Raw genomic sequence first — 22,786 nt, forward strand, 5'->3', positions numbered from 1 at the left:
CGGGCCGTCGGCCTGTGGATCTTCGGATCTGTGGATTACTTCTTTTCGACGGCGTGGCCGCCGAACTGGTTGCGCAGTGCCGCGACCATCTTCATCTGCGGTGAGTCGTCCTGGCGGGACGCGAAGCGGGCGAAGAGCGAGGCGGTGATCGCGGGCAGCGGGACGGCGTTGTCGATGGCCGCCTCCACCGTCCAGCGGCCCTCGCCCGAGTCCTCCGCGAAGCCCCGCAGCTTGTCCAGGTGTTCGTCGCTGTCGAGGGCGTTGACGGCGAGGTCGAGCAGCCAGGAGCGGATGACGGTGCCTTCCTGCCAGGAGCGGAAGACCTCGCGTACGTCGGTGACGGAGTCGACCTTCTCCAGGAGTTCCCAGCCCTCGGCGTAGGCCTGCATCATGGCGTACTCGATGCCGTTGTGGACCATCTTGGAGAAGTGGCCCGCGCCGACCTTGCCGGCGTGCACGAAGCCGAAGTCGCCCTCGGGCTTGAGCGCGTCGAAGACCGGCTGGACCTTCGCGATGTTCTCGGCGTCGCCGCCGACCATCAGGGCGTAGCCGTTCTCCAGGCCCCACACACCGCCCGAGACGCCCGCGTCGACGAAGCCGATGCCCTTGATGCCGAGCTCGACGGCGTGCCTCTCGTCGTCCGTCCAGCGCGAGTTGCCGCCGTCCACGACCACGTCACCGGGCGACAGGAGGGCGGCCAGCTCGTCGATGGTGGACTGGGTCGCGGCGCCCGCGGGGACCATCACCCACACCACCCGCGGGCCCTTGAGCTTGCCCACAAGCTCTTCCAGGCTGTGGACATCGGCGAGGTCCGGGTTGCGGTCGTATCCGAGGACGGTGTGGCCTGCGCGGCGGATCCGCTCGCGCATGTTGCCGCCCATCTTGCCGAGGCCGACGAGACCGAGCTCCATCAGTTGTTCCTTAGGTTTTCGACGTGGCGTGAGGGCACTCTCGTACCTACGTCCGAGCCTAAACCCGGGCGCTCACGCACACCTGTGGGCATACGCGCTCAGACGTACGCCCCACCTGCGGCTTTGGCGGCCGGTGGGCCGGCCGCCGCGCGTCAGCCGCTGAGGCGCACCGGCATGATCAGGTACTTGTAGGCCTCGTCCGCCTCGGCGTCCAGGGCCGGCTTGCCGCTCAGCAGCGCGGGCTTCGTGGACGTCGTGAAGGAGAGCTGGGCGACCGGCGAGTCGATGGCGCTCAGGCCGTCGAGCAGGAACGTCGGGTTGAAGGCGATCGAGACGTCGTCGCCCTCGAGCTGGGCGTCAACCCTCTCCACAGCCTGTGCGTCGTCGCTGGAACCCGCTTCCAGGATCAGCACGCCCTGCTCGAAGCTCAGCCGCACCGGGGTGTTCCGCTCGGCGACCAGGGCCACACGCTTGACAGCCTCCACGAAGGGGGCGGTCTCGATGACGGCGATCGAGTTGAACTCCGTCGGGAACAGCGAGCGGTACTTCGGGAGGTCGCCTTCGAGCAGCCGGGTGGTCGTACGCCGCCCCGCGCCCTCGAAACCGATCAGGCCCTCGCCGGCACCGGAGCCGGACAGCGCCAGGATCACGCTGTCGCCGCTCGTGAGGGCCTTGGCGGTGTCCAGGAGCGTCTTGGCGGGCACCAGGGCCACCGCGGACGCCTCGGGGTCCTCCGGCTTCCACAGGAACTCACGGACGGCGAAGCGGTAGCGGTCGGTGGAGGCGAGGGTGACCGTGTCGCCCTCGATCTCGATGCGGACACCGGTCAGGACGGGCAGGGTGTCGTCGCGTCCGGCGGCGATGGCCACCTGGGCGGCCGCGGAGGCGAAGACCTCACCGGGGACGGTGCCGGTCGCCGACGGCATCTGCGGCAGCGCCGGGTACTCCTCCACAGGCAGGGTGTGGAGTGTGAATCGCGAGGAGCCGCAGACCACGCTCGCCCGTGCACCGTCTGTGGAAATCTCCACCGGCCTGTTGGGAAGGGCGCGGCAGATGTCAGCGAGCAGGCGCCCGGAGACGAGCACCGTGCCTTCCTCGTCGATCTCGGCATCCACCGAGACCCGTGCCGAGACCTCGTAGTCGAAGCTGGAGAGGCTCAGGGCGCCCTCCTCGGCCTTCAGGAGCAGGCCGGCGAGCACAGGAGCCGGCGGACGGGCCGGGAGGCTGCGTGCCGCCCAGGCCACTGCCTCCGCGAGTACGTCGCGTTCCACCCGGATCTTCACCGTTGCCGCCTCCGTCTGTTGCCGGCGCTCTCGCCCTGCTGGCCTTCGTCGTCTGACTCGGTGTCGTTCGGCCCAGGGATGGGCAGGACACCGGGGACCAGTCTGACGCACAGCACTGACAGTCGGTGCCCCTCGGGGTCAAGTCGTTCCGAGCGGCAGCGGAGGCTCCGAGCGTGAGTTGTGCACAGCCCCCACTTCGAATCGACTCTCAGGCTCTCTCTAGTTGGTCTTAGTAGTAGGGCCTGTGGAAACCGTGGATAACCCTGTTTTCGCAGCTCAGGGGCGATTTTTTGTCCACCGGCCCTGTGGGCGGGAGCGGTGGAAAACCACGCTCTTCTGTGGACGGCGAAAAGTTCTGCACACTCGATGCACAGGCGGAGGTCACTTCTCCCCAGCGCCGTCCCCAGATTTACCCACGTTCCCCACAGGCCAACCGGACACCTTGGTGTGACGCCTTTCACTCGACACGGTGAGAGGGCGCGTCGGGTTGCCGAACAGTGGACAGAGGTGTGGAGAAGCTGGAGATCGCTGGGGACAACTCGGCCCAGCCTGTGGGCCGGCGGTGGACAACTTCGTGCACACCCTGTGGATCTTTTCTTCATCCACAGCCTGTGGAGAGTCTTCGTCCACCAATCCACAAGCGGGTGACCTGGTCTGATCGTCTCTCAACAGTCCTGCCTGTGGACACGATCTGGACAACTTCTCAGTCCCCAGGGTGTGGACGCCGGAAAGTCACCGAATCTGTGGAGAGTGGCCGTAACCCCGCGCTTAATCGAACAGAGGATGACCGCCGATCGACGAAGGGCGCCCTCCGTATACGTACGAAAACGTCGCCGAGGCCCTCCGCGCGGGTACGAAAACGGCTCCGGGCGGCCTCCGTGGACGTACGAGAACGTGTCTGGGACGGCCTTCGACGGCCTACGAAAACCTCGGCAGGGGCCCGGGCACGGGTCCGAAAACCTCGGCAGGCGCCCCCGACATGGGTCCGAGAACGGCGAAAGGCGCCCTCGGGAAGGTGTCCCGGGGCGCCCTCAGCGACGTACGACGGTGTCCGTCGTCGGCACTGTCAGCCGTTCTTGATGCGGTTCGTGAGCTCGGTGACCTGGTTGTAGATGGAGCGGCGCTCGGCCATCAGCGCGCGGATCTTGCGGTCGGCGTGCATCACGGTCGTGTGGTCGCGGCCGCCGAACTGCGCGCCGATCTTCGGCAGCGAGAGGTCGGTGAGCTCGCGGCAGAGGTACATGGCGATCTGGCGTGCCGTCACCAGGACGCGGCTGCGCGAGGAGCCGCACAGGTCGTCCACCGTGAGCCCGAAGTAGTCGGCGGTGGCCGCCATGATGGCCGGCGCGGTGATCTCCGGGGACGAGTCCTCGCCGCCGGGGATCAGGTCCTTGAGGACGATCTCGGTGAGGCCGAGGTCCACCGGCTGCCGGTTGAGCGACGCGAACGCCGTCACCCGGATCAGCGCGCCCTCCAGCTCGCGGATGTTCCGCGAGATCCGGGACGCGATGAACTCCAGCACCTCCGGCGGGGCGTTGAGCTGCTCCTGCACCGCCTTCTTACGAAGGATGGCGATGCGCGTCTCCAGCTCGGGCGGCTGGACGTCCGTGATCAGGCCCCACTCGAAACGGTTCCGCAGCCGGTCCTCCAGGGTGACCAGCTGCTTGGGCGGCCGGTCACTGGAGAGCACGATCTGCTTGTTCGCGTTGTGGAGGGTGTTGAAGGTGTGGAAGAACTCCTCCTGCGTCGACTCCTTGTCCGCCAGGAACTGGATGTCGTCGACGAGCAGGATGTCCATCTCGCGGTACCGCTTGCGGAAGCTGTCGCCCTTGCCGTCGCGGATGGAGTTGATGAACTCGTTGGTGAACTCCTCCGAGCTCACGTACCGCACCCGCGTGCCCGGGTAGAGGCTGCGCGCGTAGTGCCCGATCGCGTGCAGCAGGTGAGTCTTGCCGAGGCCGGACTCCCCGTAGATGAAGAGCGGGTTGTATGCCTTCGCCGGTGCCTCGGCGACGGCGACCGCGGCGGCGTGCGCGAAGCGGTTCGAGGCGCCGATGACGAAGGTGTCGAAGAGGTACTTCGGGTTGAGGCGCGCGGTGGGCTCGCCCGGACCGCTCGCCGGTGCGGGCTGCGCGGCCAGTGGGCCCGGGGCGCCGCTGGATGAGGGCAGCGAGGGGCCGCCGCGGTGCATGTGGCCACTGCCGGCGGTCGGGTCCTGAAGATCGCGGCGGTCGGGACGCTGGTCGTAGTCGGAGCGCTGCTGGTCGTAGTCAGGGCGCTGCTGCTCGTAGGGCGGGCGGTCCATGGACTGCGGCCGGTAGTCCTGCGAGGGCGAGGCGTAGGGGTCGCGCTCCGGGAAGCCGAGGCGCTGCTGCTGCCAGCCGTAGTCGTCCTGGTGCCGCGGCCAGGCGCCCGGCTCGGGCCGCTGGTAGTCGGGGTAGGCGGGGCGGGCGCTCGGGAGCTGGTCGCCGGGGGCTCCGGGGAGCTGGTCGGAGCGGCCGGACCTGTGGTCGTCGGCGCGGTGCCGGCCGTACCCCTCGTATCCGTCGCGCCGCTGACCGTCGTAGGGGTTCCGGTCGTCGCGTGCCTGGGGTTCGTACGGGTTTCGCTCGTCGCGGCCCTGGCTGTCGTACGGGGGGCGCTCGTCGCGCGTCGGGTTGTCGTACGGGCTTCGGTCGTCGCGGGTCTGACCGTCGTACGAGTCGCGTCCCTGGCCCTGTCCTGAGGGGGGCTCGGATTCGTCGTACCGGGGCTGGGCGGGCACGGGGGGTTCGCCGGCGGAGTCGTCGACGGTGATGGCGATGCGGATCGGGCGGCCGCACTCGCGGCTCAGGGTCTCGCTGACGATGGGCGCGAGACGGCCTTCGAGTACGCCCTTCGCGAACTCGTTGGGGACGGCGAGGAGTGCGGTGTCCGCGACCAGTGCCAAGGGCTGGCAGCGCTTGATCCAGTGCTCGTCCTTCGCCTCGACACCCTGACCGCGGCCCTCGCCGAGAAGTTGCTCCATTACTCGTGGCCACACTGCGGCAAGATCGGCAGGTACGTCAGCCACAGGGCACGCTCTCTCATGGGTCCCACGAACGTGTGGTTCTGGGAGCAGGTTGGGAAGATCACTCGGGTGGGGCGGCGGGAACAAAACTGCTGGAGCGGTGGGGACAAAGCCGCTGGGGCGGTGAGAAGGGAACGAATCGGAGTTTGGCCACGGTAGTCAGGGCGACCGCTGCGGTTCAAGTTGTTGTCCCCAGCCTGTGGATAGTGTCTCCTGGCAGGTGCTGGTTTGACCGGATGGCGTAGCCGCGCGTACCGTGACCAGGTCGAGTTGTCGATGGCTGCTGCCGCCTGCCTCCGATGGGCACAGGTCACTTCGAGTGATCGGGAAGCGGTGCACTCGGGCGTGTACGAGCTACTCGTGGGCGCACGGTGACAGCCAGGACGGCATCCCGCCACCACCGATTATTTCTGGAGCCCCCGAGTGAGCAAGCGCACCTTCCAGCCGAACAACCGTCGTCGCGCCAAGACCCACGGCTTCCGCCTGCGGATGCGCACCCGTGCCGGCCGCGCGATTCTCGCGAACCGTCGTGGCAAGGGCCGATCCAGCCTGTCCGCCTGATCACTTACAGGTCATGACGTCGTGCTGCCTACCGAGCATCGGCTGAGGCGGCGCGAGGACTTCGCGACCGCGGTACGCCGAGGACGCCGGGCCGGACGCCCGCTCCTCGTCGTCCATCTACGTAGCGGTGCAACGGACCCGCACGCGCCTGGGGAGAGCGCTCCCCCGACGCGTGCGGGTTTCGTCGTGAGCAAAGCCGTGGGCGGGGCTGTCGTACGCAACAAGGTGAAGCGCCGACTTCGCCATCTGATGCGTGACCGGGTGGCCCTGCTGCCCACCGGTAGCCTGGTAGTCGTACGAGCGTTGCCCGGAGCGGGTGACGCCGACCATGAACAGCTGGCCCGAGACCTGGATGCCGCCCTTCAGCGGCTGCTGGGAGGGGGCGCGCGATGAAGTACCCGCTGCTGGCTCTTATCAAGCTGTACCAGTGGACGATCAGCCCACTCCTGGGGCCGGTGTGCAAGTACTACCCGTCGTGTTCCCACTACGGCTACCAGGCCATCGACCGGCATGGTGCGATCAAGGGAACGGCACTCACCGCCTGGCGCATCCTCCGGTGCAATCCGTGGTCGCTGGGCGGTGTGGACCATGTTCCGCCGCGCAAGCGTCCGCGGTGGCACGAAATGCTGCGTAACGCCTGGCGTGCACGCAAGGGCGGGACCTCCGCCGCCGAACCGGCCATCGAGGGGCACGGTATGTCCGACCACCCCTCGAGCCCGGCCGCCGAGACCCCGTCCCATGCTCAAGGAGCCTGATTAGTGGACACGATTGCCAGTCTGTTCAGCTTCATCACGACACCCGTCTCCTGGGTCATCGTCCAGTTCCACTCCGTGTACGGCAAGATCTTCGGCGCCGATACGGGCTGGGCCTGGGGCCTGTCCATCGTGTCCCTGGTGATCTTGATCCGTATCTGCCTGATCCCGCTCTTCGTGAAGCAGATCAAGGCCACTCGGGCGATGCAGACGCTGCAGCCCGAGATGAAGAAGATCCAGGAGCGCTACAAGAACGACAAACAGCGTCAGTCCGAAGAGATGATGAAGCTGTACAAGGATTCGGGTACCAACCCGCTCTCCTCGTGCCTTCCCATCCTGGCGCAGTCGCCGTTCTTCTTCGCCCTGTACCACGTGCTCAATGGCATCGCGACCGGCAAGACGATCGGCGTCATCGACGACTCGCTGCTGACCAGCGCCCGTAAGGCACACATCTTCGGTGCCCCGCTCGCGGCGAAGTTCACCGACGGCGCCGACAAGGTCGCCCAGCTCGGGGCCACACTGACCGATGTCCGTGTCGTCACCGCGATCATGATCGTGCTGATGTCGGCGTCGCAGTTCTACACGCAGCGCCAGCTGATGACGAAGAACGTCGACATGTCCGTCAAGACGCCCTTCATGCAGCAGCAGAAGATGCTGATGTACGTCTTCCCGGTCATGTTCGCCATCTTCGGTATCAACTTCCCGGTCGGTGTCCTCGTCTACTGGCTGACGACCAACGTGTGGACCATGGGCCAGCAGATGTACGTCATCCGGAACAACCCGACGCCGGGCAGCAAGGCCCAGGCCGCTTACCTGGAGCGCCTGGAGAAGCACGTCACGCACCATGAGAAGACGCGCGGCCGTGGTCAGAAGGCCATCGTCAAGGCGATCGTCGCCAAGGGCCGCGACCGCAACGAGCACGAGCGCAAGTTCATCAACGCTCTGACGAAGGCGGGCCTGGCGGCCCAGGCCGACGGCACCGTGGCGAAGGGCGTGAGCGATGCCGTCACCGAGGGCGAGGACGGCACTCCGACGACCTCGGGCGGCGCGCCCAAGCGGCAGCAGCCGAAGCGACAGTCCAAGTCCCAGCGTCAGGCCGCTGTGGCCAAGGCGGCCGGCGAGGCCGAGCCGAAGACCTCGCTGACCAAGTCCGACGAGCCGCAGGACGCCAAGCCCAACGCCGCCAAGCCGGCCGCGGGCGGCAACAAGCCCGGCTCCGGTACCCGCAGCAAAGCCCAGTCCGGACAGCGCAAGGGTCCTCAGCGGCCCAAGTCGCCGTCCAAGAAGTAAGAAGGAGTCCATCCCGTGACGGAAGGCACCACCTCCGCTGCCGCCGAGGGCGACACCCTGAGCCGCCTTGAGCAGGAGGGCGAGATCGCGGCGGACTACCTCGAGGGTCTGCTCGACATCGCCGATCTCGACGGCGACATCGACATGGACGTCGAGGCCGACCGCGCCGCTGTCTCGATCATCAGCGACTCCGGCGGTCGCGATCTGAACAAGCTGGTCGGCCGGGACGGCGAGGTGCTGGAAGCCCTGCAGGAGCTCACGCGCCTGGCGGTACACCGGGAGACCGGCGACCGCAGCCGCCTCATGCTGGACATCGCGGGCTACCGCGCGAGGAAGCGCGAGGAGCTCTCCGAGCTGGGCGCCAAAGCCGCGGCCGAGGTCAAGAGCTCGGGCGAGCCCGTCAAGATGAACCCGATGACGCCGTTCGAGCGCAAGGTCGTGCACGACGCTGTAAAGGCCGCCGGCCTGCGCAGCGAGTCCGAGGGCGAGGAGCCTCAGCGCTTCGTCGTCGTGCTCCCTGCCTGATCGGTACGTACGTTTCATCGGCCCCGTCTGTTGCGCAGGCGGGGCCGAATCTTGTCAGCCTGGTAGTTCCCGGTGGTGCCTGTTGGTCCCTGGTCGTGTCTCGGGCAGTAGCCGGTAGTCCCTGATGGTTCTGGTGGCAGCGCTCGATGCGCTTATGCGGTACGGAAGGACGGTCCCCGTGACGGAGGCAGCGGAGCTTCCTCCCGCGCCCGAGCAGGCGCGTGAGGTTTTCGGTAATCGCTTCGCGGACGCGGTCCGGTACGCGGAGCTCTTGGCCGAGGCGGGAGTGCAGCGGGGGCTGATCGGCCCGCGCGAAGTGCCGCGTCTCTGGGAGCGGCACCTGTTGAACTGCGCGGTGCTCTCCGAGGTCGTACCCGAGGGGGTGACGGTGTGCGATGTCGGTTCCGGTGCCGGGCTGCCGGGCATTCCGTTGGCGCTCGTGCGCGAGGACCTCAAGATCACCTTGCTTGAGCCGCTGCTGCGTCGCACGACCTTTCTCACCGAGGTCGTGGAGCTGCTGGGCCTCGACCATGTGACGGTCGTCCGTGGCCGCGCAGAGGAGGTCATGGGCAAGCTCCCGCCCGTTCACGTGGTGACCGCGCGCGCCGTAGCGCCTCTGGACCGCCTGGCCGCCTGGGGAATCCCACTACTGCGCCCTTACGGCGAGATGCTCGCCCTCAAGGGCGACACGGCCGAGGAGGAGCTGAAGAGCGCGGCTACGGCGCTCAGTAAGCTCGGTGCCGCCCAGACCTCCGTGCTCCATGTCGGAGAGGGAGTGGTGGATCCGCTTTCCACCGTCGTACGGGTCGAGGTCGGAGAGAGTCCGGGCGGTGTGCGTTTCGCGGCCAAGCGAGCGAAGGCGGCCCGGATCGGGCGAACGCGACGTCGACGCTGAGCCCGAGGGGCTGAATGGACGTTGGACTCCCGGTTCCGCCATGCGGAGCCGGGAGTTTTTTGTCACTATCGCTGATCCGTCCTGACGACGAGCGGTACTCCACACAAGCTGCCAAACCTATACATCTCGGAGTGTCGCGCCGTGTTGGCAGCGAACGCTATGCATCGTGTTTCACGTGAAACGTCGCTCACTGTTGCACGGCATCATCAGTCGCGGCCGGGCCGCGGCCGTATCCCGGGACCGGAAACCTCTCGGTTCACTCGGAGAGGGTGCGGAGTTGTCCACAGAGGTGGATTTCTCCACAGAAGAACGGGCCTCGCTGGTTCACGACCCCGAAGGCATGGGAGGCTCTGTTCATTGCGAGCCTGAAGTCGAGGAGAGTGAATCCTTGCGGTCCGACGCCAACATCGCGGGACCGATGACCGATCCGGTCCCCGGTCCCCGTACCGAGTCGATGGGGGAGGATGTTTCACGTGAAACACCGCCTCCAATGGACGACACTCCCATCGGTCGTGCTGCCCAACTGGCAGTGGAGGCGCTAGGTCGCGCCGGTGAGGGCCTGCCACGGCCCGAACAGACCCGGGTCATGGTCGTTGCCAACCAGAAGGGTGGGGTGGGTAAGACCACGACTACGGTCAACCTTGCTGCCTCACTCGCTCTGCATGGCGGCCGTGTCCTGGTGATCGACCTCGACCCTCAGGGCAATGCCTCCACCGCGCTGGGCATCGACCACCACGCCGAAGTTCCATCGATCTACGACGTGTTGATCGACAGCAAGCCGCTCTCCGAAGTCGTCCAGGCGGTCCCCGATGTCGAGGGTCTCTTCTGCGCGCCGGCCACCATCGATCTCGCCGGTGCGGAGATCGAGCTGGTGTCCCTGGTGGCGCGGGAGAGCCGACTGGAACGAGCGATCCAGGCGTACGAGCAGCCGCTGGACTACATCCTCATCGACTGCCCGCCGTCACTCGGCCTCCTGACAGTCAATGCGCTGGTGGCCGGCGCGGAGGTCCTCATCCCCATCCAGTGCGAGTACTACGCGCTGGAAGGCCTGGGGCAGCTCCTGCGTAATGTGGACCTGGTGCGGGGGCACCTCAATCCCGACCTCCATGTCTCCACGATCCTGCTCACCATGTACGACGGTCGGACGCGGCTGGCGTCGCAGGTCGCGGACGAGGTGCGCAGTCACTTCGGCGAAGAGGTGCTGCGGACGAGCATTCCTCGCTCGGTTCGTATCTCCGAGGCACCGAGCTATGGGCAGACGGTGCTGACGTACGATCCGGGGTCGAGCGGTGCCCTCTCGTATCTTGAGGCAGCACGGGAAATCGCCCTCCGCGGTGTTGGTGTGGCGTACGAGGCGGAACCTGCCCACGTGGGCGTACAGAACGGTCAGAACATGGTGGAGGGGATCCAGTGAGCGAGCGACGACGGGGACTGGGGCGTGGACTCGGTGCCCTGATCCCTGCGGCACCGACAGGGGAGAAGGCGGCCTCCGCGACGGGTGAACCGTCCACCTCGCCGTCGGCCGTGCCCGTGCTCACCGCCGAACGCGGTGTGGCTGCGGCGAAGGTGGCCATGTTGCCGCCTGTTTCACATGAAACCGAGGAGCTGTCGGCGAACGGAGTGCTGGAGGCGCCCCCGGCGCCGGTGGGTGCTCACTTCGCCGAGCTGCCCCTCGACTTCATCACCCCGAACCCGCGCCAGCCCCGCGAGGTGTTCGACGAGGACGCTCTCTCTGAGCTCGTCACCTCCATCAAGGAGGTCGGGCTTCTCCAGCCGGTCGTCGTGCGTCAGGTCGGCCCGACACGCTACGAGCTCATCATGGGCGAGCGGCGCTTCCGGGCATGCCGGGAAGCCGGGCTCGAGGCCATTCCGGCGATCGTGCGTGCCACGGAGGACGACAAGCTCCTCCTGGACGCTCTGCTGGAGAACCTGCACCGCGCGCAGCTGAACCCGCTGGAAGAAGCGGCGGCCTATGACCAGCTGCTCAAGGACTTCAACTGCACGCACGACCAGTTGGCGGACCGCATCGGCCGGTCGCGTCCGCAGGTCTCCAACACCTTGCGTCTGCTGAAGCTCTCTCCTGCGGTTCAGCGCCGTGTTGCCGCAGGGGTTCTCTCCGCCGGCCATGCACGGGCGCTGCTCTCCGTGGATGACTCGGAGGAGCAGGACCGGCTGGCTCACCGCATCGTCGCCGAGGGGCTTTCGGTGCGTGCCGTCGAGGAGATCGTCACCCTCATGGGATCGCGGCCGCAGACCGCTCCGCGCTCCAAGGGTCCGCGGGCCGGCGCGCTGCTCTCCCCGGCGCTCAGTGATCTGGCGTCGCGTCTCTCGGACCGTTTCGAGACGCGAGTGAAGGTCGACCTGGGACAGAAGAAGGGCAAGATCACCGTCGAGTTCGCCTCGATGGATGACCTTGAGCGGATCCTGGGCTCCCTGGCACCGGGCGAAGGACCGGTTCTTCAGAAGAGCCTCCTGGACGACGACTCCGAGGACACGGAGGGCTGAGTCTCCCGGTGGCGGGAGGGTCCTTGATCGTCAGAACCATTAGAGCGGGCCGTGTCCGGTGTGTACCGGAGACGGCCCGCTCTTTTGCTTTCTGGCGGTATCGATGGAATCGCATCGTCGATACGATGCGTTCGGGTATGGCGCATCCACCTGGCAGCACCTTCTTGGGGAGGCGGGGGCCGTGCAATCCATGACCCGTACCGGACTGTTGACCGCAGGCCTGGGACTGGGGGCGGTCGGCGGATTCGTCGGCAGCCTGCTCAGGGAGCGGAGCGCTCTGACAGCCGCCCGCGATCTCGCGGGCGAAGGAAGCGAGGAACATCCTTCATGGGGCGTCGGCTCGTACCGCTCACGCTGGACAACCTTCAGGACCTTCCCGAGCGCTGTCGCTCGTGCGTCTTCTGGGAGCTGGACCCAGTCAGTGGGCAGGCCGCGCTAAAAGCAGGCACACCTGAGCTGGAGAAGGAGGGCTGGATCTCCGCCGTCCTGTTGGAGTGGGGATCCTGCGGCCGTGTTGTCTACGTGGACGACGTACCGGTCGGCTTCGTGCTCTACGCGCCCCCGGCATATGTTCCCCGCGCTACGGCGTTCCCCACGAGCCCGGTGTCACCGGATGCGGTTCAGCTGATGACCGCCTTCATCGTGCCGGGCTATCAGGGACAGGGACTCGGCCGGGTGATGGTCCAGACAGTCGCCAAGGACCTGCTTCGCCGAGGCTTCAAGGCGATCGAGGCCTTCGGCGACGCCCGGTGGAAGGAACCGGCGTGCATGCTGCCGGCCGACCATCTGCTGGCCGTCGGCTTCAAGACGGTCCGTCCGCACCCCACCCATCCGCGACTGAGGCTGGAACTACGGACGACGCTCTCGTGGAAGGAAGACGTGGAGCTGGCCCTGGACCGCCTTCTGGGAGCCGTACAGAAGGAACCGGTGCTCCGTCCCCTTTAGCCGGGGCTCGTGCCCTGAAGGGGCCGCTCCGACCTTGCACAGACGAATGGGCCAACCCAGGAGGGCTGGCCCATTCGTGTTTCACGTGAAACACACGCCGCTCGCGCGGCGCCTCACCGACTATTCGGTGATGAAGTCTTCGAGGTCACGCACGATCGCAGCCTTCGGCTTCGCACCGACGATGGTCTTGGCGACCTCGCCACCCTGGTAGACGTTCAGGGTCGGGATCGACATGACGCCGTACTTGGCGGCGATCCCCGGGTTCTCGTCGATGTTGAGCTTAACGACCTCGATCTTGTCGCCGTACTCGGCGGCGATCGCCTCGAGAGACGGCGCGATCTGGCGGCACGGACCGCACCAGGCGGCCCAGAAGTCCACCAGTACGGGCTTGTCGTTCTTGAGGACGTCCTGCTCGAAGGAGTCGTCGGTCACGTTCTTGAGTGTGCCGGCCACAGCGGGCTCCTTAACTCGTTGGTGCGGTGGGGCGGATGGGGATCAGACAGTGGCAGCCGCGGCAGCGGCCTCGTTGTCCGCGAGGGCGGCGAGGTAGCGCTCGGCGTCGAGGGCGGCGGAGCAGCCGGTGCCGGCGGCCGTGATCGCCTGACGGTACGTGTGGTCGACGACGTCACCGGCGCCGAAGACACCGGTCAGGTTCGTCCGGGTCGAGGGCGCCTCGACCTTCAGGTAGCCCTCACCGTCAAGGTCGAGCTGGCCCTTGAAGAGCTCGGTGCGGGGGTCGTGGCCGATCGCGATGAACAGACCGGTCACCGCCAGATCGGAGATCTCGCCCGTCTTGAGGTTGCGCAGCTTCAGACCGGAGAGCTTCGGGTCGCCCTCGATCTCGGCGATCTCGCTGTCCCAGACGAACTTGATCTTCGGGTCGGCGAAGGCCCGCTCCTGCATCGCCTTGGAGGCGCGGAGCGTGTCCCGGCGGTGGACGATCGTCACGGACTTGGCGAAGCGGGAGAGGAAGGTGGCTTCCTCCATCGCGGTGTCGCCGCCACCGATCACGGCGATGTCGTGGTCCTTGAAGAAGAAGCCGTCACAGGTGGCACACCAGGAGACGCCGCGTCCGGAGAGGGCGTCCTCGTTGGGCAGGCCGAGCTTGCGGTGCTGGGAGCCTGTCGTGATGATGACGGCCTTGGCGCGGTGGACGGTTCCGGCGGTGTCCGTGACGGTCTTGATCTCGCCCGCCAGGTCGACGGCGACGACGTCGTCCGGAACGAGCTCAGCACCGAAGCGCTCGGCCTGGGCGCGCATGTTGTCCATGAGCTCCGGGCCCATGATGCCGTCCTGGAAGCCGGGGAAGTTCTCCACCTCGGTGGTGTTCATCAACGCACCGCCTGCGGTGACGGCGCCCTCGAACACCAGGGGCTTCAGCGACGCGCGCGCGGTGTAGAGCGCTGCCGTATAGCCGGCGGGCCCGGAGCCGATGATGATCACGTTACGGACGTCGGTCACGGCTTGATTCCTCGTCTCTGGAGACTGCTGCGTACTGCCGGTGGGAGCCTCTCTCAGAACTCTCACCCCACCCAACGGATCCTAAGGGGCCAGCATTCCCGCTGTGTCCGGGCACACGGAGACCCGGGACCGTACAGAGAGGCCATGCAGCGTCCGGGCAGGAACTCGTTCGGCTCTGTACCCCTCAGGAAGGGGTGTACGACTGCGTCAGCAAGAGCTTTCCCGGGGCTGCCGAGTCCTGCTTCACGCACGCGGCGTCGACGATATAAGCCGTGACCTTCGTGCCATCGAACGTGTCGGGCTGTACGACGAGGTAGACGCTGGTGCCCTTGTAGGTGCCCGGCTCGGCGCCGAGAACTGCTCCGCTGTTGTCCGTTGCTTCCTGGACGCATTCAGGGACGGGCACCGAGGGCGTGGTCAAGGTGCCGACTCTGGGGGACTCGGATTCGTTGCCATGGGATTCGATGCCCAAGGAGTCCCCGTCTGCGGAAGGAGCACCTGTGCTCTTGTTCTTCGAAAGGAGCTCAGAGACCTGGCTCTCCAACGTTGCCTCGGAGAAGGTGACCGTCGAACCCGACCCCGGTGCTTCTGCCTGAGAACTCTTGCCCGGGCTGTCGTCGCCGATCGTCTGCAGGAGGATTGCGCCCAGCCCCAGTGCGGCAGCCGTGAAGGCCGTGCCGATCACGGCCACCCTGACACGTCCATGGCGCAGCCGGTGGGAACGGCCGGGGCCGGTGGCCGCGCGAGGTCCCGAGGGGCGGTCCGTGGACGCAGAGGAGCCTGAGCCGGCAGATGCAGGGAGCACGCCCGCGGTCAATGTTTCACGTGAAACAGGCGCGCGGTCGTCTTCTGTCTCGCCGCCGCTATCGGGTGCCGTGGCACTGAGTAGGGCTTCCGCGGCCAGGGCGGCATCAATGCGGCCGGCCACATCGGCGGGCATACGTACCGGGCCGGGGAGGGAACCGAGCAGGCCGCGGATCTCCTCAAGCGAGTCGTACACGTCGGCGCAGAGCGGGCACTCGTCGAGGTGCCGTCGTACGTCCGTGGTACGGGAGGGGGCGAGGAGACCTTCAGTGAGGTCGGAGATCTCCGCGACGTCCGGGTGCCCGGCCGTATCCGTCGTGGATGTCACGCTCTCCCACCTCCGCCCTTCACAGCAGCTGAATCGCTTGGCCCCGCATCATGTGGTCCCGCTGCGGGTGGGACGGATGTCCCCTGCGTCCGGTTCCGTCCGCTCACCGACTTCTTACTGCCCGTGCTGCTCTCGTTCTCCGTGCGGAGATGGGTGAGCAGCGGGAGGAGTCTGGCTCTGCCGCGGGCGCAGCGGCTTTTCACCGTGCCGATCGGCACGTCGAGAACGCGGGCGGCCTCGGCCACGGGGTAACCCTGCATGTCCACCAGAACCAGGGCGGCGCGCTGGTCGGGCGGGAGGGTGGCCAGGGCTTTGAGGAGCTCTCGATGCAGATCGTTGCGCTCCGCCGGAGCGGAGGCGGACTCGTGCGGTTCGAGGAGTTGCTCCAGGCGTTCGGTGTCATCGACGGGAGACGTCTTTCTGGAGGCAGCCTTGCGGGCGCGGTCCAGGCAGGCGTTCACCGTGATGCGGTGCAGCCAGGTTGTGACGGCCGACTGGCCGCGGAAGGTGTGGGCGGCCCGGTAGGCGGAGACCAGGGCGTCCTGGACCGCGTCAGCGGCCTCCTCGCGGTCTCCCAGAGTCCGCAGGGCCACGGCCCAGAGCCGGTCGCGGTGACGCCGCACGAGCTCACCGAAGGCATCGGTGTCGCCTCCGACATGGCAGGCGAGGAGGTCCTGATCGCTTGCTTCGCCGTATGCGGTTTCATCGGCCATCGGACCCCCTCCCCTTTTTCGACGAGCGTCAGCCGGTGAACTTCACGTCCGTGATGGCTTGCTTGTAGCCGGCGCCGCTGTAGCCGTCGGCGGGTGCATTGGGAACGTCCGTGATCCACAGCAGCACGTACTGCGTCTTCACGGACTTCGCTGCCGTCACCTTCGCGGTTGTGCCGTCCGTGGTGACGGAACCGATTTCCTTCATTCCGTCGACGGAAGTCGAGGGGGACAACGAGTCCGTGGCGTACAGATGGATTGTTGTGTGGTCCCCGGAATAGCGAAGCCCTATTGAGGCTGCCGAGAGCTCCGTGTCCGAGCCGAGGTCGTAGACGATCCCTACACCTGGCTTGTAGGGCGCCAGCTTGGGGCCGGCGTTGTATTTCTTGGTGCGCCAGTAGGTGGAGCTGTTGCCGTCGTACGTGTTGCCGACATCTCCGGCGGCCTGGGCCTCGCCACTGGCGACGTACTCCTGCGCACCCTTGATGGTGATCGGCGTGACGGGCTTGGCCTTGTCGCTCGACTTGTCGTCGCCGTCCGTCGTCTGCGTCTGGTTGGTGTCGTCGGACTTGCTCTGTTCCATGAGCGCGTCCGCGAGCTGCCAACTGCCCAGGCCCAGCGCGGCGATGAGCAGAGCGGACACGGCCCACTTGAGGGCCCTGCCGGTACGGCTCTGCAACGGGGACGGCGGGGCGGGCATGGGCTGCGTCAAGCCTGGGCGCGGCGTCGGACGGCCGTACGTGCCCTGCTGGTACGACGTGCGCTGATACTCCGGCGGGGCGGTGAACGCGGGCTCGGGCGGGCGGATGCGAGGCATCTCGCTGATCGCCTTCACCAGTTCCTCCGGTGTGGTGCACGGAGTTTCGTGGCGGGAGGCAGTCGCGCCGTCGTTGGCGAGCGCACGCATCGTGAGTTCGGACAGGCCCCGGTGAACTCCGGCCCGTACCTGGTCGGGAGCGATGAGGCCGATGTCCTTGGGTAGTCCGGACAGACCATACGCGTCGGTGTCGTAGGGCCAGCGTTGGGTCAGCGCGGCGTACAGGAGCGCGCCGATCGCCTCCGTGTCGGTGCGCTGTGGGGTGTCCGAGGTGATGCCGCGCAGCGCGGCGTTGACCGCGAGCCCGCGGATGCGCCACTGGCCGGAGGAAGTGCGCAGTACGGCGCCCGGGGTCAGCCGCAGGTGCGCCAGGCCCTCGCGGTGCGCGGCGGCCATGGCCTGAGAGACCTGACTGACCATCTGGTACGCGTCGTGCACCTCCAGCGGGCCCGCGGCCAGGAGCGTCGTGAGCTCCGTGGCGTCCGGCAACCACTCGTGCACCACATAGACGAGGTCGTTCTCCTCGACCGCGTCCAGGACTTGGACGAAGCGGGGATCACCCAGCAGGGCGGAGGAGCGGGCCGCTGCCAGTACGGAGCGGGCCCGCGGATGGTCGGCGGGCAGCAGATGCACACCGACCGCACGGCGGAGTTTCTCGTCCACCGCACGCCAACTGCTGAAACCGTCCAGACGGGTGACGCACTCCTCGAGGCGGTAGCGTCTGGCGAGCTTGTGGCCGCTGTGAAGTTCGGGCGGTGAGGCCTTTCCGGGACGCTCGGTCCCGCCGCTCCCCTGTGCCTTTTCGCTCTCCGTGTCCCGCTCCCGCTTCTGGGCCACCCCGTCGGCCGTGGACTGGTCCGCCTTGGCGGTCAGCGGCTCGTCACCGCTGTTGTCTGCCACGTCGACGGCAGCCGTGCTCCGTTCCGCCACCGTCGTTCCCGCCTCCCCATCCGTTGCGTGCTCCGACGCAGAACCCAATTGTGCCCACAGTCCGCCGCTATGCACGACACGCGGCGGCGAACGATGGTTGTGCGCGTACCCCCGCATCAGCGCCCAAGGCGCCCGCGGACCATTCCGACCAGCGAGTTGAGCTCTTCGATGCGCATCTTCCGCGCTGCTACGTAAAAGACACCGAGGAGGGTGATCGACCCTGCGACGAGCGCCGCGATCGAGGCCGGGGCTCCGTGTCCCAGCGCCCTGGTGATCGCGTACCCGACGGCACCACCTGCCAGAGCGCCTGGGATGCATGCCAGGCAGAGCCGCGCGTACGTCCGCAGGACACGGGCACCGTCGAGGTCGCCGTCCAGCCGCCTGCGCAGCCGCTGCCAGGCGACGCCGACGCCGACCGCGTACGCCAGGCCGTACGAGCCCGCCATGCCGACGACCGCCCATTGAGCGGGCAGAACCACGTAACAGAGAACCGAGGCGGCGGCGTTCACGGCAGCCACGATGACCGTGTTGTAGAAGGGGGTACGAGTGTCCTCGTACGCGTAGAAGCCGCGGAGGACCACGTACTGCACCGAGAACGGAATCAGGCCGAGGCCGAACGCCATGAGGACGTACCCCATGGACTGGGCGGCCGGGATGCCACTGGAGCCGAAGAGCAGGGTGCACATCGGGATGCCCAGGGCGACGAACATGAAAGCGACCGGGACAATCGCAACGGCCGATGTGCGCAGGCCCTGGGAGATGTCATCGCGGACAGCACCCGGATCGCCGTCGTGGGCGGCGCGGGAGATCCGCGGCAGCATGGCCGCCATGACGGAGACGGTGATGATCGCCTGCGGCATGCCCCAGATCAGCTGGGCATTGGAGTAGGCCATGATGCCCGCGCCGTTTTTGCCGGAGGCCTTGCCTGCGGCGGTGGCCAACTGCGTGACGACGAGGACGCCTGCCTGGTTGGCGAGGACGAAGAGCACGGTCCACTTGGCGAGCTTGACCGCCTTGCCGAGACCGTGACCCTTCCAGTCGAAGCGTGGGCGGAACCGGAAACCGGTCTCACGCAGATACGGGATCATCGCCAGGGACTGCACGACCAGGCCGAGCAGAGTGCCGACGCCGAGCAGTCGGATCCCGTCGGGCGGGATGTTGCTCACGGTCATGTGGGAGTCCGCGGCGGTCCCGTACACCCAGAGGAACATGCCGAAGGTGAAGATCATGACGATGTTGTTGAGGACCGGAGTCCACATCATCGCGCCGAACTTCCCACGGGCGTTGAGGATCTGCCCCATGACCACATGAACGCCCATGAAGAAGATCGTGGGCAGGCAGTAGCGGGCGAAGGAGATGGCGACATTGTTCGATGCCGGATCGCTCGCGATGGGGTTCGACATCAACTGGATCAACAGCGGTGCCGCGAAGACAGCCCCGGTGACGATCACAGCGAGGGCGACCATGACGAGCGTCAGCAGGCGGTTGGCGTAGGCCTCGCCGCCGTCCTCGTCCTCTTTCATGGAGCGCACCAACTGGGGCACGAAGACCGAGTTGAGTCCTCCGCCGACGGTCAGGATGTAGATCATCGTCGGCAGGGTGTACGCGACGGTCCAGGTGTCGCCGAGTGTCGCGGCACCCAGAGCGGCCGTGATGATCACGGTGCGTACGAAGCCGGTGAGCCGGGACACCAGCGTCCCCGCTGCCATCACCGCGCTCGACTGGAGCATCCCCGACACACGCCCCCCGGACTCCTTCGGAGCGGCCGCAGCCGGCGGTGGCTGTGCGGCGGCCGGAGCCGGTTCGGGGGTCGGTGACGGTACGCCGGGCGGACCGTAGTAGGGACGGCCGGGGCCCTGTCCCTGGTCGCGGAACAGGTGGGCGAAGGCGTCCGGCTCGTGCTGCTGCTCGCCGGCCTGGGTGACCAGGTCGTCGACGCCCACGAACTGGGTGGTGCGCGCGTCGTCGCCGTACGGAAGGTGCCGGGTCGGGCCCGCAGGCTCCGGCGGCGGCGTCTGGGCCCAGACGCGCGGGTCGGGTGCGTACTGCGATGTGGGCGGCTGCGCGTACAGCGGAGGCTGCGGCTGGTAGGTGCCCGGGGGTGGCGGAGGGTGCGCGGCGCGGTCGTACAGTGCCTCGGTCACCGGGTCCTGGGCGGAGAGGTCCTGCGCTCGGTAAGGGTCCTGGGCGTATGCGTCCTGGAAGTACACGTCCGAGGGAGCCCCCTGCGGCGTCTGCCCGGACTGGGATGGTGGGCCCTCGGGATAACCCTCGGGATAGCCGGAGTTCCCGGCGCCCTGGTCCGGGTAGCCCTCGGGGTAGCCGGAGCCGCCCGCGCCCTGACCGCGGTCACCGTCGTACGGCGCGTTCATGGTTACCCCACCTCATCGTCCCCGGGCCCACCGGCCACGACATCGCTCAACGGTCCACTCTCTCACCCGTCCCGGACGGGCCGGTGCTTTCCGGTGCGGTGTCCGGTGCCAGGTCACTCGGGTGCTCCGGGTCGTCTGCCCCGGACTCCGTGCCGGACTCGCCCGAGGGGCGGTCCTGGGAGTCCTCGGCGGCGCTGTCCTCAGCGTCCACGGCGCCGTCGCCGTCTTCGCTCACGCTCCCGCCCTCGCGAGCGTCCTCCTCGGCCTGCCGGGCGGCCGCGCGCTTGCGCTGCGTGTACATCCGGTATCCGGCGAGCACGAGCAACAGGAAGCCACCGCCGATGACCAGCATCACCGTGGAGGTGATCTCGGTGACCTTCACCTCGAAGGTGACGGGGGCGCCGTACTTCTGGCCGTCCTCCGTGTACAGCTGGGCGACCACCTTCACAGGACCGTTGGCCTTGGTCGAGGTCGTGAACTTCACCGACTGGCTGTGCTCACCCGCGACCGCGATCGGCTGCTCGTCGTAGGGGCCGTCACCGATCTTGAGACGGGTGGGCTGCTGCGACGTGAGACGCAGGACCAGATGGTCGACGCCCTGCACGAGGTTGTTCTGCACGGTCACGGGGATCGTGGCGCTGCGACCCGAGAGTTGCGCGTCGGACTTCTCGATCAGTTTCACGAGGCCGGTGAGGTCATTCAGGTACGACGAGACGCTCGTGCGGAAGGCCGCCGCCGGAGCGGCGCGGCCGCGCCAGGACGTGGACATCCCCCGGTCCATGGCCCGCCCGAACGGGGTGACCACGCGGGACTGGTCGGTGAGGATGACCTTGAAGTTGTCGAGGCTGGTCTGCGTGTCCCGGATCCACTCGAAGGCCGACCGCGGCAGCTCCTGCTTGCGCAGCGAGGAGGGGTACGCGGACTCGGCGGGCACCTTCGTGGTGGCACCAGGGTCCGGCTTGGCCTTGGCGGCTGCGGCCAGGCCCTGGGACTCCGACCAGTTCCCGTCCTGGAGCGCCGTCAGCGCCTCCGCCATCGTCTCGGCCTGACTCCCGGACGGCATGCGCTGCGGAGCGATCACGATGCTGCGCTGCTTGTGCGGCTCTTGGAGGTTGATCGCCAGGCTCTGCGCGAGGAACTCCTGCACAGCGAGTGTGGAGTTGTCGGCCTTGGTCATGTCGCCCTGGAAGTCGGTCGACAGCCCGGCGTCCGCGACGACCGCGGTCGTCCCGCCGCCGATCGGGCGGGCGGCACTCGGCGTGTACGACAGCCCGCCCGTCTCGCGCAGGCTGTCGCTGCGGGCGATCACCGTGTCGGCGCCCGCGGAGGTGGCGACCTTGACGATCGACGGGTCGATGGCGCCGTCCGCGGGCCAGGCGAAGTCTGTGTTCGGCGTGACGTGAAGGACCGTGTCCACCGTGGAGGCGGCCACGTCCGTTGCGTCCTTGAGGTGGCTGAGGGAGCCGGTGACGTTCGTGCCGTTGTGCGCAAGCGAGGCGAGATCGGGGTCGGCGAAGGGGAGGGCGACGACTTCCTTGTCCTTGACCGTCGTCTCCAGCTTGGCGAGCCACTGCTTGGCGATCGCCTGGTTCTTGCCGGCCGTGGTGGTGTCGCCGTCCTGGATCTGGTAGCTGCGCGTCATGGCGTCGACGGAGGCCAGCAGGTCCGGGTCGAGCACCCAGGTGACGTCCAGGTCGCTGCCCAAGGACACCAGCTGGTCAAGGCGGCCGCCCGGGGCGATCTCCGCGGCCAGGTCGTCGTTCTCGAAGACGGGTGTCTGCTGGGCGTCCGAGCCGGTCTCCGCCGTGAGATGGACCGTGGAGATCAGGGGCCAGAGGTACGTCGTCTTCGTCTTCGTGTCAGCCGCGTCGGGGTGCCAGGGCAGGAACGTCCGCTGGATGCCGAGGATCTGGTCCCAAGGCTGGGTGGCGGTCCGGCCCGTGAGGGAGACACCCAGCTGGTAGACGCCGTCGGCGCCGAGGTCCAGCTCGTCGACGGGCACCGAGATGCTGAAGGGCTGCGAGACGCCGACGGCGAGCTCGGAGAACTTCGCGACGTACGAGCCACCGACCTCCGAAGGATCGACTCCCGGCTGGAACCCGGTTCGCTGCGCGGCGCTGTCGATGGCGGAGAGGCTGTTGAGCGACGGACCTACACGGACGCCCACGTGGGCGTCCGTGACCGCCTGCTTGCCGTTGTTGGTGACCGTACCGGAGACGGTGATGGTGTCGCCGGTCGTAGGTGCGCTGGGGCTCAGCGAGTCGAGCGAGACGTCGACTGTGCTGGAGCCGGTGGCGTCGGCCACAGCGGTCTTCTCGGTGGCGTACGCGGGCGTCCCAAGGGGCAGCTGGAGCAGCCCGGTCAGCAGGGGCACACCGGCGAGAAGTACGCCGCTGCGCCGGAGCCACCGGCGGGCAGGTGAGGGAGTCATCCCCTGGAAGTCTGCCGCCTCGGCCACGCGCTCGCCCGTCCCTCGTCATCGTCAGTGGTCGTCGGAATGTGCGTCCACGCATGGTAACGATGTGCGCTGAGGGGAAGTGCCGCGGACTGCTCCACAAGATCGGGAGACCGGGCCGACTGTCCTTTATGTGTGCGTATCAATGCCCCTGTAAGAGGGGACGGGTGTGCGCGTTTTATGGAGGCGCCTG

General features: G+C 67.6%; 19 protein-coding genes. 9 read left to right on the top strand and 10 right to left on the bottom strand.

Going from position 1 to position 22,786, the window contains the following annotated elements; translation table 11 throughout:
* Positions 1-35: 35 nt before the first annotated feature.
* The 3 genes from gnd to dnaA all read right to left on the bottom strand — a co-directional run bounded on the left by gnd (position 36) and on the right by dnaA (position 5,246).
* Positions 36-911 (bottom strand): phosphogluconate dehydrogenase (NAD(+)-dependent, decarboxylating), encoded by an 876-nt coding sequence (gene gnd / locus ACFVKT_RS12695; protein WP_385730557.1) that lies wholly within the window; start codon positions 909-911, stop codon positions 36-38.
* A 152-nt stretch (positions 912-1,063) separates the two neighbouring features.
* A complete protein-coding gene (dnaN, locus tag ACFVKT_RS12700; protein ID WP_385730559.1) occupies positions 1,064-2,194 on the bottom strand; it encodes a DNA polymerase III subunit beta in 1,131 nt (376 codons plus the stop codon).
* A gap of 1,066 nt (positions 2,195-3,260) precedes the next feature.
* Complete coding sequence (gene dnaA, locus ACFVKT_RS12705) at positions 3,261-5,246, bottom strand: chromosomal replication initiator protein DnaA (protein WP_385730562.1); 1,986 nt, start codon at positions 5,244-5,246, stop codon at positions 3,261-3,263.
* Positions 5,247-5,666: 420 nt separating this feature from the next.
* On the opposite strand from dnaA, the gene rpmH reads away from it, so the two are divergent.
* The 9 genes from rpmH (at position 5,667) to ACFVKT_RS12750 (ending at position 12,716) form a co-directional block, all read left to right on the top strand.
* Positions 5,667-5,804, top strand: a complete 138-nt coding sequence (gene rpmH, locus ACFVKT_RS12710) for a 50S ribosomal protein L34 (RefSeq protein WP_003967884.1) — start codon at positions 5,667-5,669, stop codon at positions 5,802-5,804.
* Between the two features lie 21 nt (positions 5,805-5,825).
* Positions 5,826-6,197 (top strand): ribonuclease P protein component, encoded by a 372-nt coding sequence (gene rnpA, locus ACFVKT_RS12715; protein WP_385730564.1) that lies wholly within the window; start codon positions 5,826-5,828, stop codon positions 6,195-6,197.
* Positions 6,194-6,559, top strand: a complete 366-nt coding sequence (gene yidD / locus ACFVKT_RS12720) for a membrane protein insertion efficiency factor YidD (protein WP_266458393.1) — start codon at positions 6,194-6,196, stop codon at positions 6,557-6,559. The genes rnpA and yidD overlap by 4 nt, the downstream gene beginning before the upstream one ends.
* Positions 6,560-6,562: 3 nt before the next feature.
* The gene (gene yidC / locus ACFVKT_RS12725; protein WP_385730567.1) at positions 6,563-7,846 is read left to right on the top strand and encodes a membrane protein insertase YidC; all 1,284 of its coding nucleotides are present in this window, start codon (positions 6,563-6,565) and stop codon (positions 7,844-7,846) included.
* A 15-nt stretch (positions 7,847-7,861) separates the two neighbouring features.
* Positions 7,862-8,371, top strand: a complete 510-nt coding sequence (locus tag ACFVKT_RS12730; protein WP_384391072.1) for a protein jag — start codon at positions 7,862-7,864, stop codon at positions 8,369-8,371.
* A gap of 178 nt (positions 8,372-8,549) precedes the next feature.
* The gene (rsmG, locus tag ACFVKT_RS12735) at positions 8,550-9,266 is read left to right on the top strand and encodes a 16S rRNA (guanine(527)-N(7))-methyltransferase RsmG (protein WP_385730569.1); all 717 of its coding nucleotides are present in this window, start codon (positions 8,550-8,552) and stop codon (positions 9,264-9,266) included.
* 340 nt (positions 9,267-9,606) lie between these two features.
* Complete coding sequence (locus tag ACFVKT_RS12740; protein WP_385731073.1) at positions 9,607-10,680, top strand: ParA family protein; 1,074 nt, start codon at positions 9,607-9,609, stop codon at positions 10,678-10,680.
* Positions 10,677-11,771: a ParB/RepB/Spo0J family partition protein gene (locus ACFVKT_RS12745; RefSeq protein ID WP_385730571.1), complete on the top strand. Its 1,095-nt coding sequence runs from the start codon at positions 10,677-10,679 to the stop codon at positions 11,769-11,771. Before ACFVKT_RS12740 ends, ACFVKT_RS12745 begins: the two co-directional genes overlap by 4 nt.
* A gap of 327 nt (positions 11,772-12,098) precedes the next feature.
* Positions 12,099-12,716, top strand: a complete 618-nt coding sequence (locus ACFVKT_RS12750) for a GNAT family N-acetyltransferase (RefSeq protein ID WP_385730573.1) — start codon at positions 12,099-12,101, stop codon at positions 12,714-12,716.
* A 120-nt stretch (positions 12,717-12,836) separates the two neighbouring features.
* On the opposite strand, the gene trxA is transcribed toward ACFVKT_RS12750, so the two are convergent.
* From trxA to ACFVKT_RS12785, 7 genes are all read right to left on the bottom strand, one after another.
* Positions 12,837-13,169: a thioredoxin gene (gene trxA, locus ACFVKT_RS12755; RefSeq protein ID WP_385730575.1), complete on the bottom strand. Its 333-nt coding sequence runs from the start codon at positions 13,167-13,169 to the stop codon at positions 12,837-12,839.
* A gap of 42 nt (positions 13,170-13,211) precedes the next feature.
* Entirely contained in the window at positions 13,212-14,177 is a 966-nt protein-coding gene (gene trxB, locus ACFVKT_RS12760; protein WP_385730577.1) for a thioredoxin-disulfide reductase, read from the bottom strand.
* A 184-nt stretch (positions 14,178-14,361) separates the two neighbouring features.
* On the bottom strand, positions 14,362-14,868 hold the full coding sequence (locus ACFVKT_RS12765; RefSeq protein WP_385730579.1) for a hypothetical protein: 507 nt from the start codon (positions 14,866-14,868) through the stop codon (positions 14,362-14,364).
* Positions 14,869-15,305: 437 nt separating this feature from the next.
* Entirely contained in the window at positions 15,306-16,022 is a 717-nt protein-coding gene (gene sigM, locus ACFVKT_RS12770) for an RNA polymerase sigma factor SigM (RefSeq protein WP_385730581.1), read from the bottom strand.
* Positions 16,023-16,050: 28 nt separating this feature from the next.
* Positions 16,051-17,766: a serine/threonine protein kinase gene (locus tag ACFVKT_RS12775; protein ID WP_385730582.1), complete on the bottom strand. Its 1,716-nt coding sequence runs from the start codon at positions 17,764-17,766 to the stop codon at positions 16,051-16,053.
* 116 nt (positions 17,767-17,882) lie between these two features.
* Complete coding sequence (gene murJ, locus ACFVKT_RS12780; RefSeq protein ID WP_385730584.1) at positions 17,883-20,138, bottom strand: murein biosynthesis integral membrane protein MurJ; 2,256 nt, start codon at positions 20,136-20,138, stop codon at positions 17,883-17,885.
* A 46-nt stretch (positions 20,139-20,184) separates the two neighbouring features.
* On the bottom strand, positions 20,185-22,596 hold the full coding sequence (locus ACFVKT_RS12785) for a DUF6049 family protein (protein ID WP_385730586.1): 2,412 nt from the start codon (positions 22,594-22,596) through the stop codon (positions 20,185-20,187).
* Positions 22,597-22,786: the final 190 nt, after the last annotated feature.

Source organism: Streptomyces sp. NPDC127595, assembly GCF_042671685.1.
Classification (GTDB): domain Bacteria; phylum Actinomycetota; class Actinomycetes; order Streptomycetales; family Streptomycetaceae; genus Streptomyces.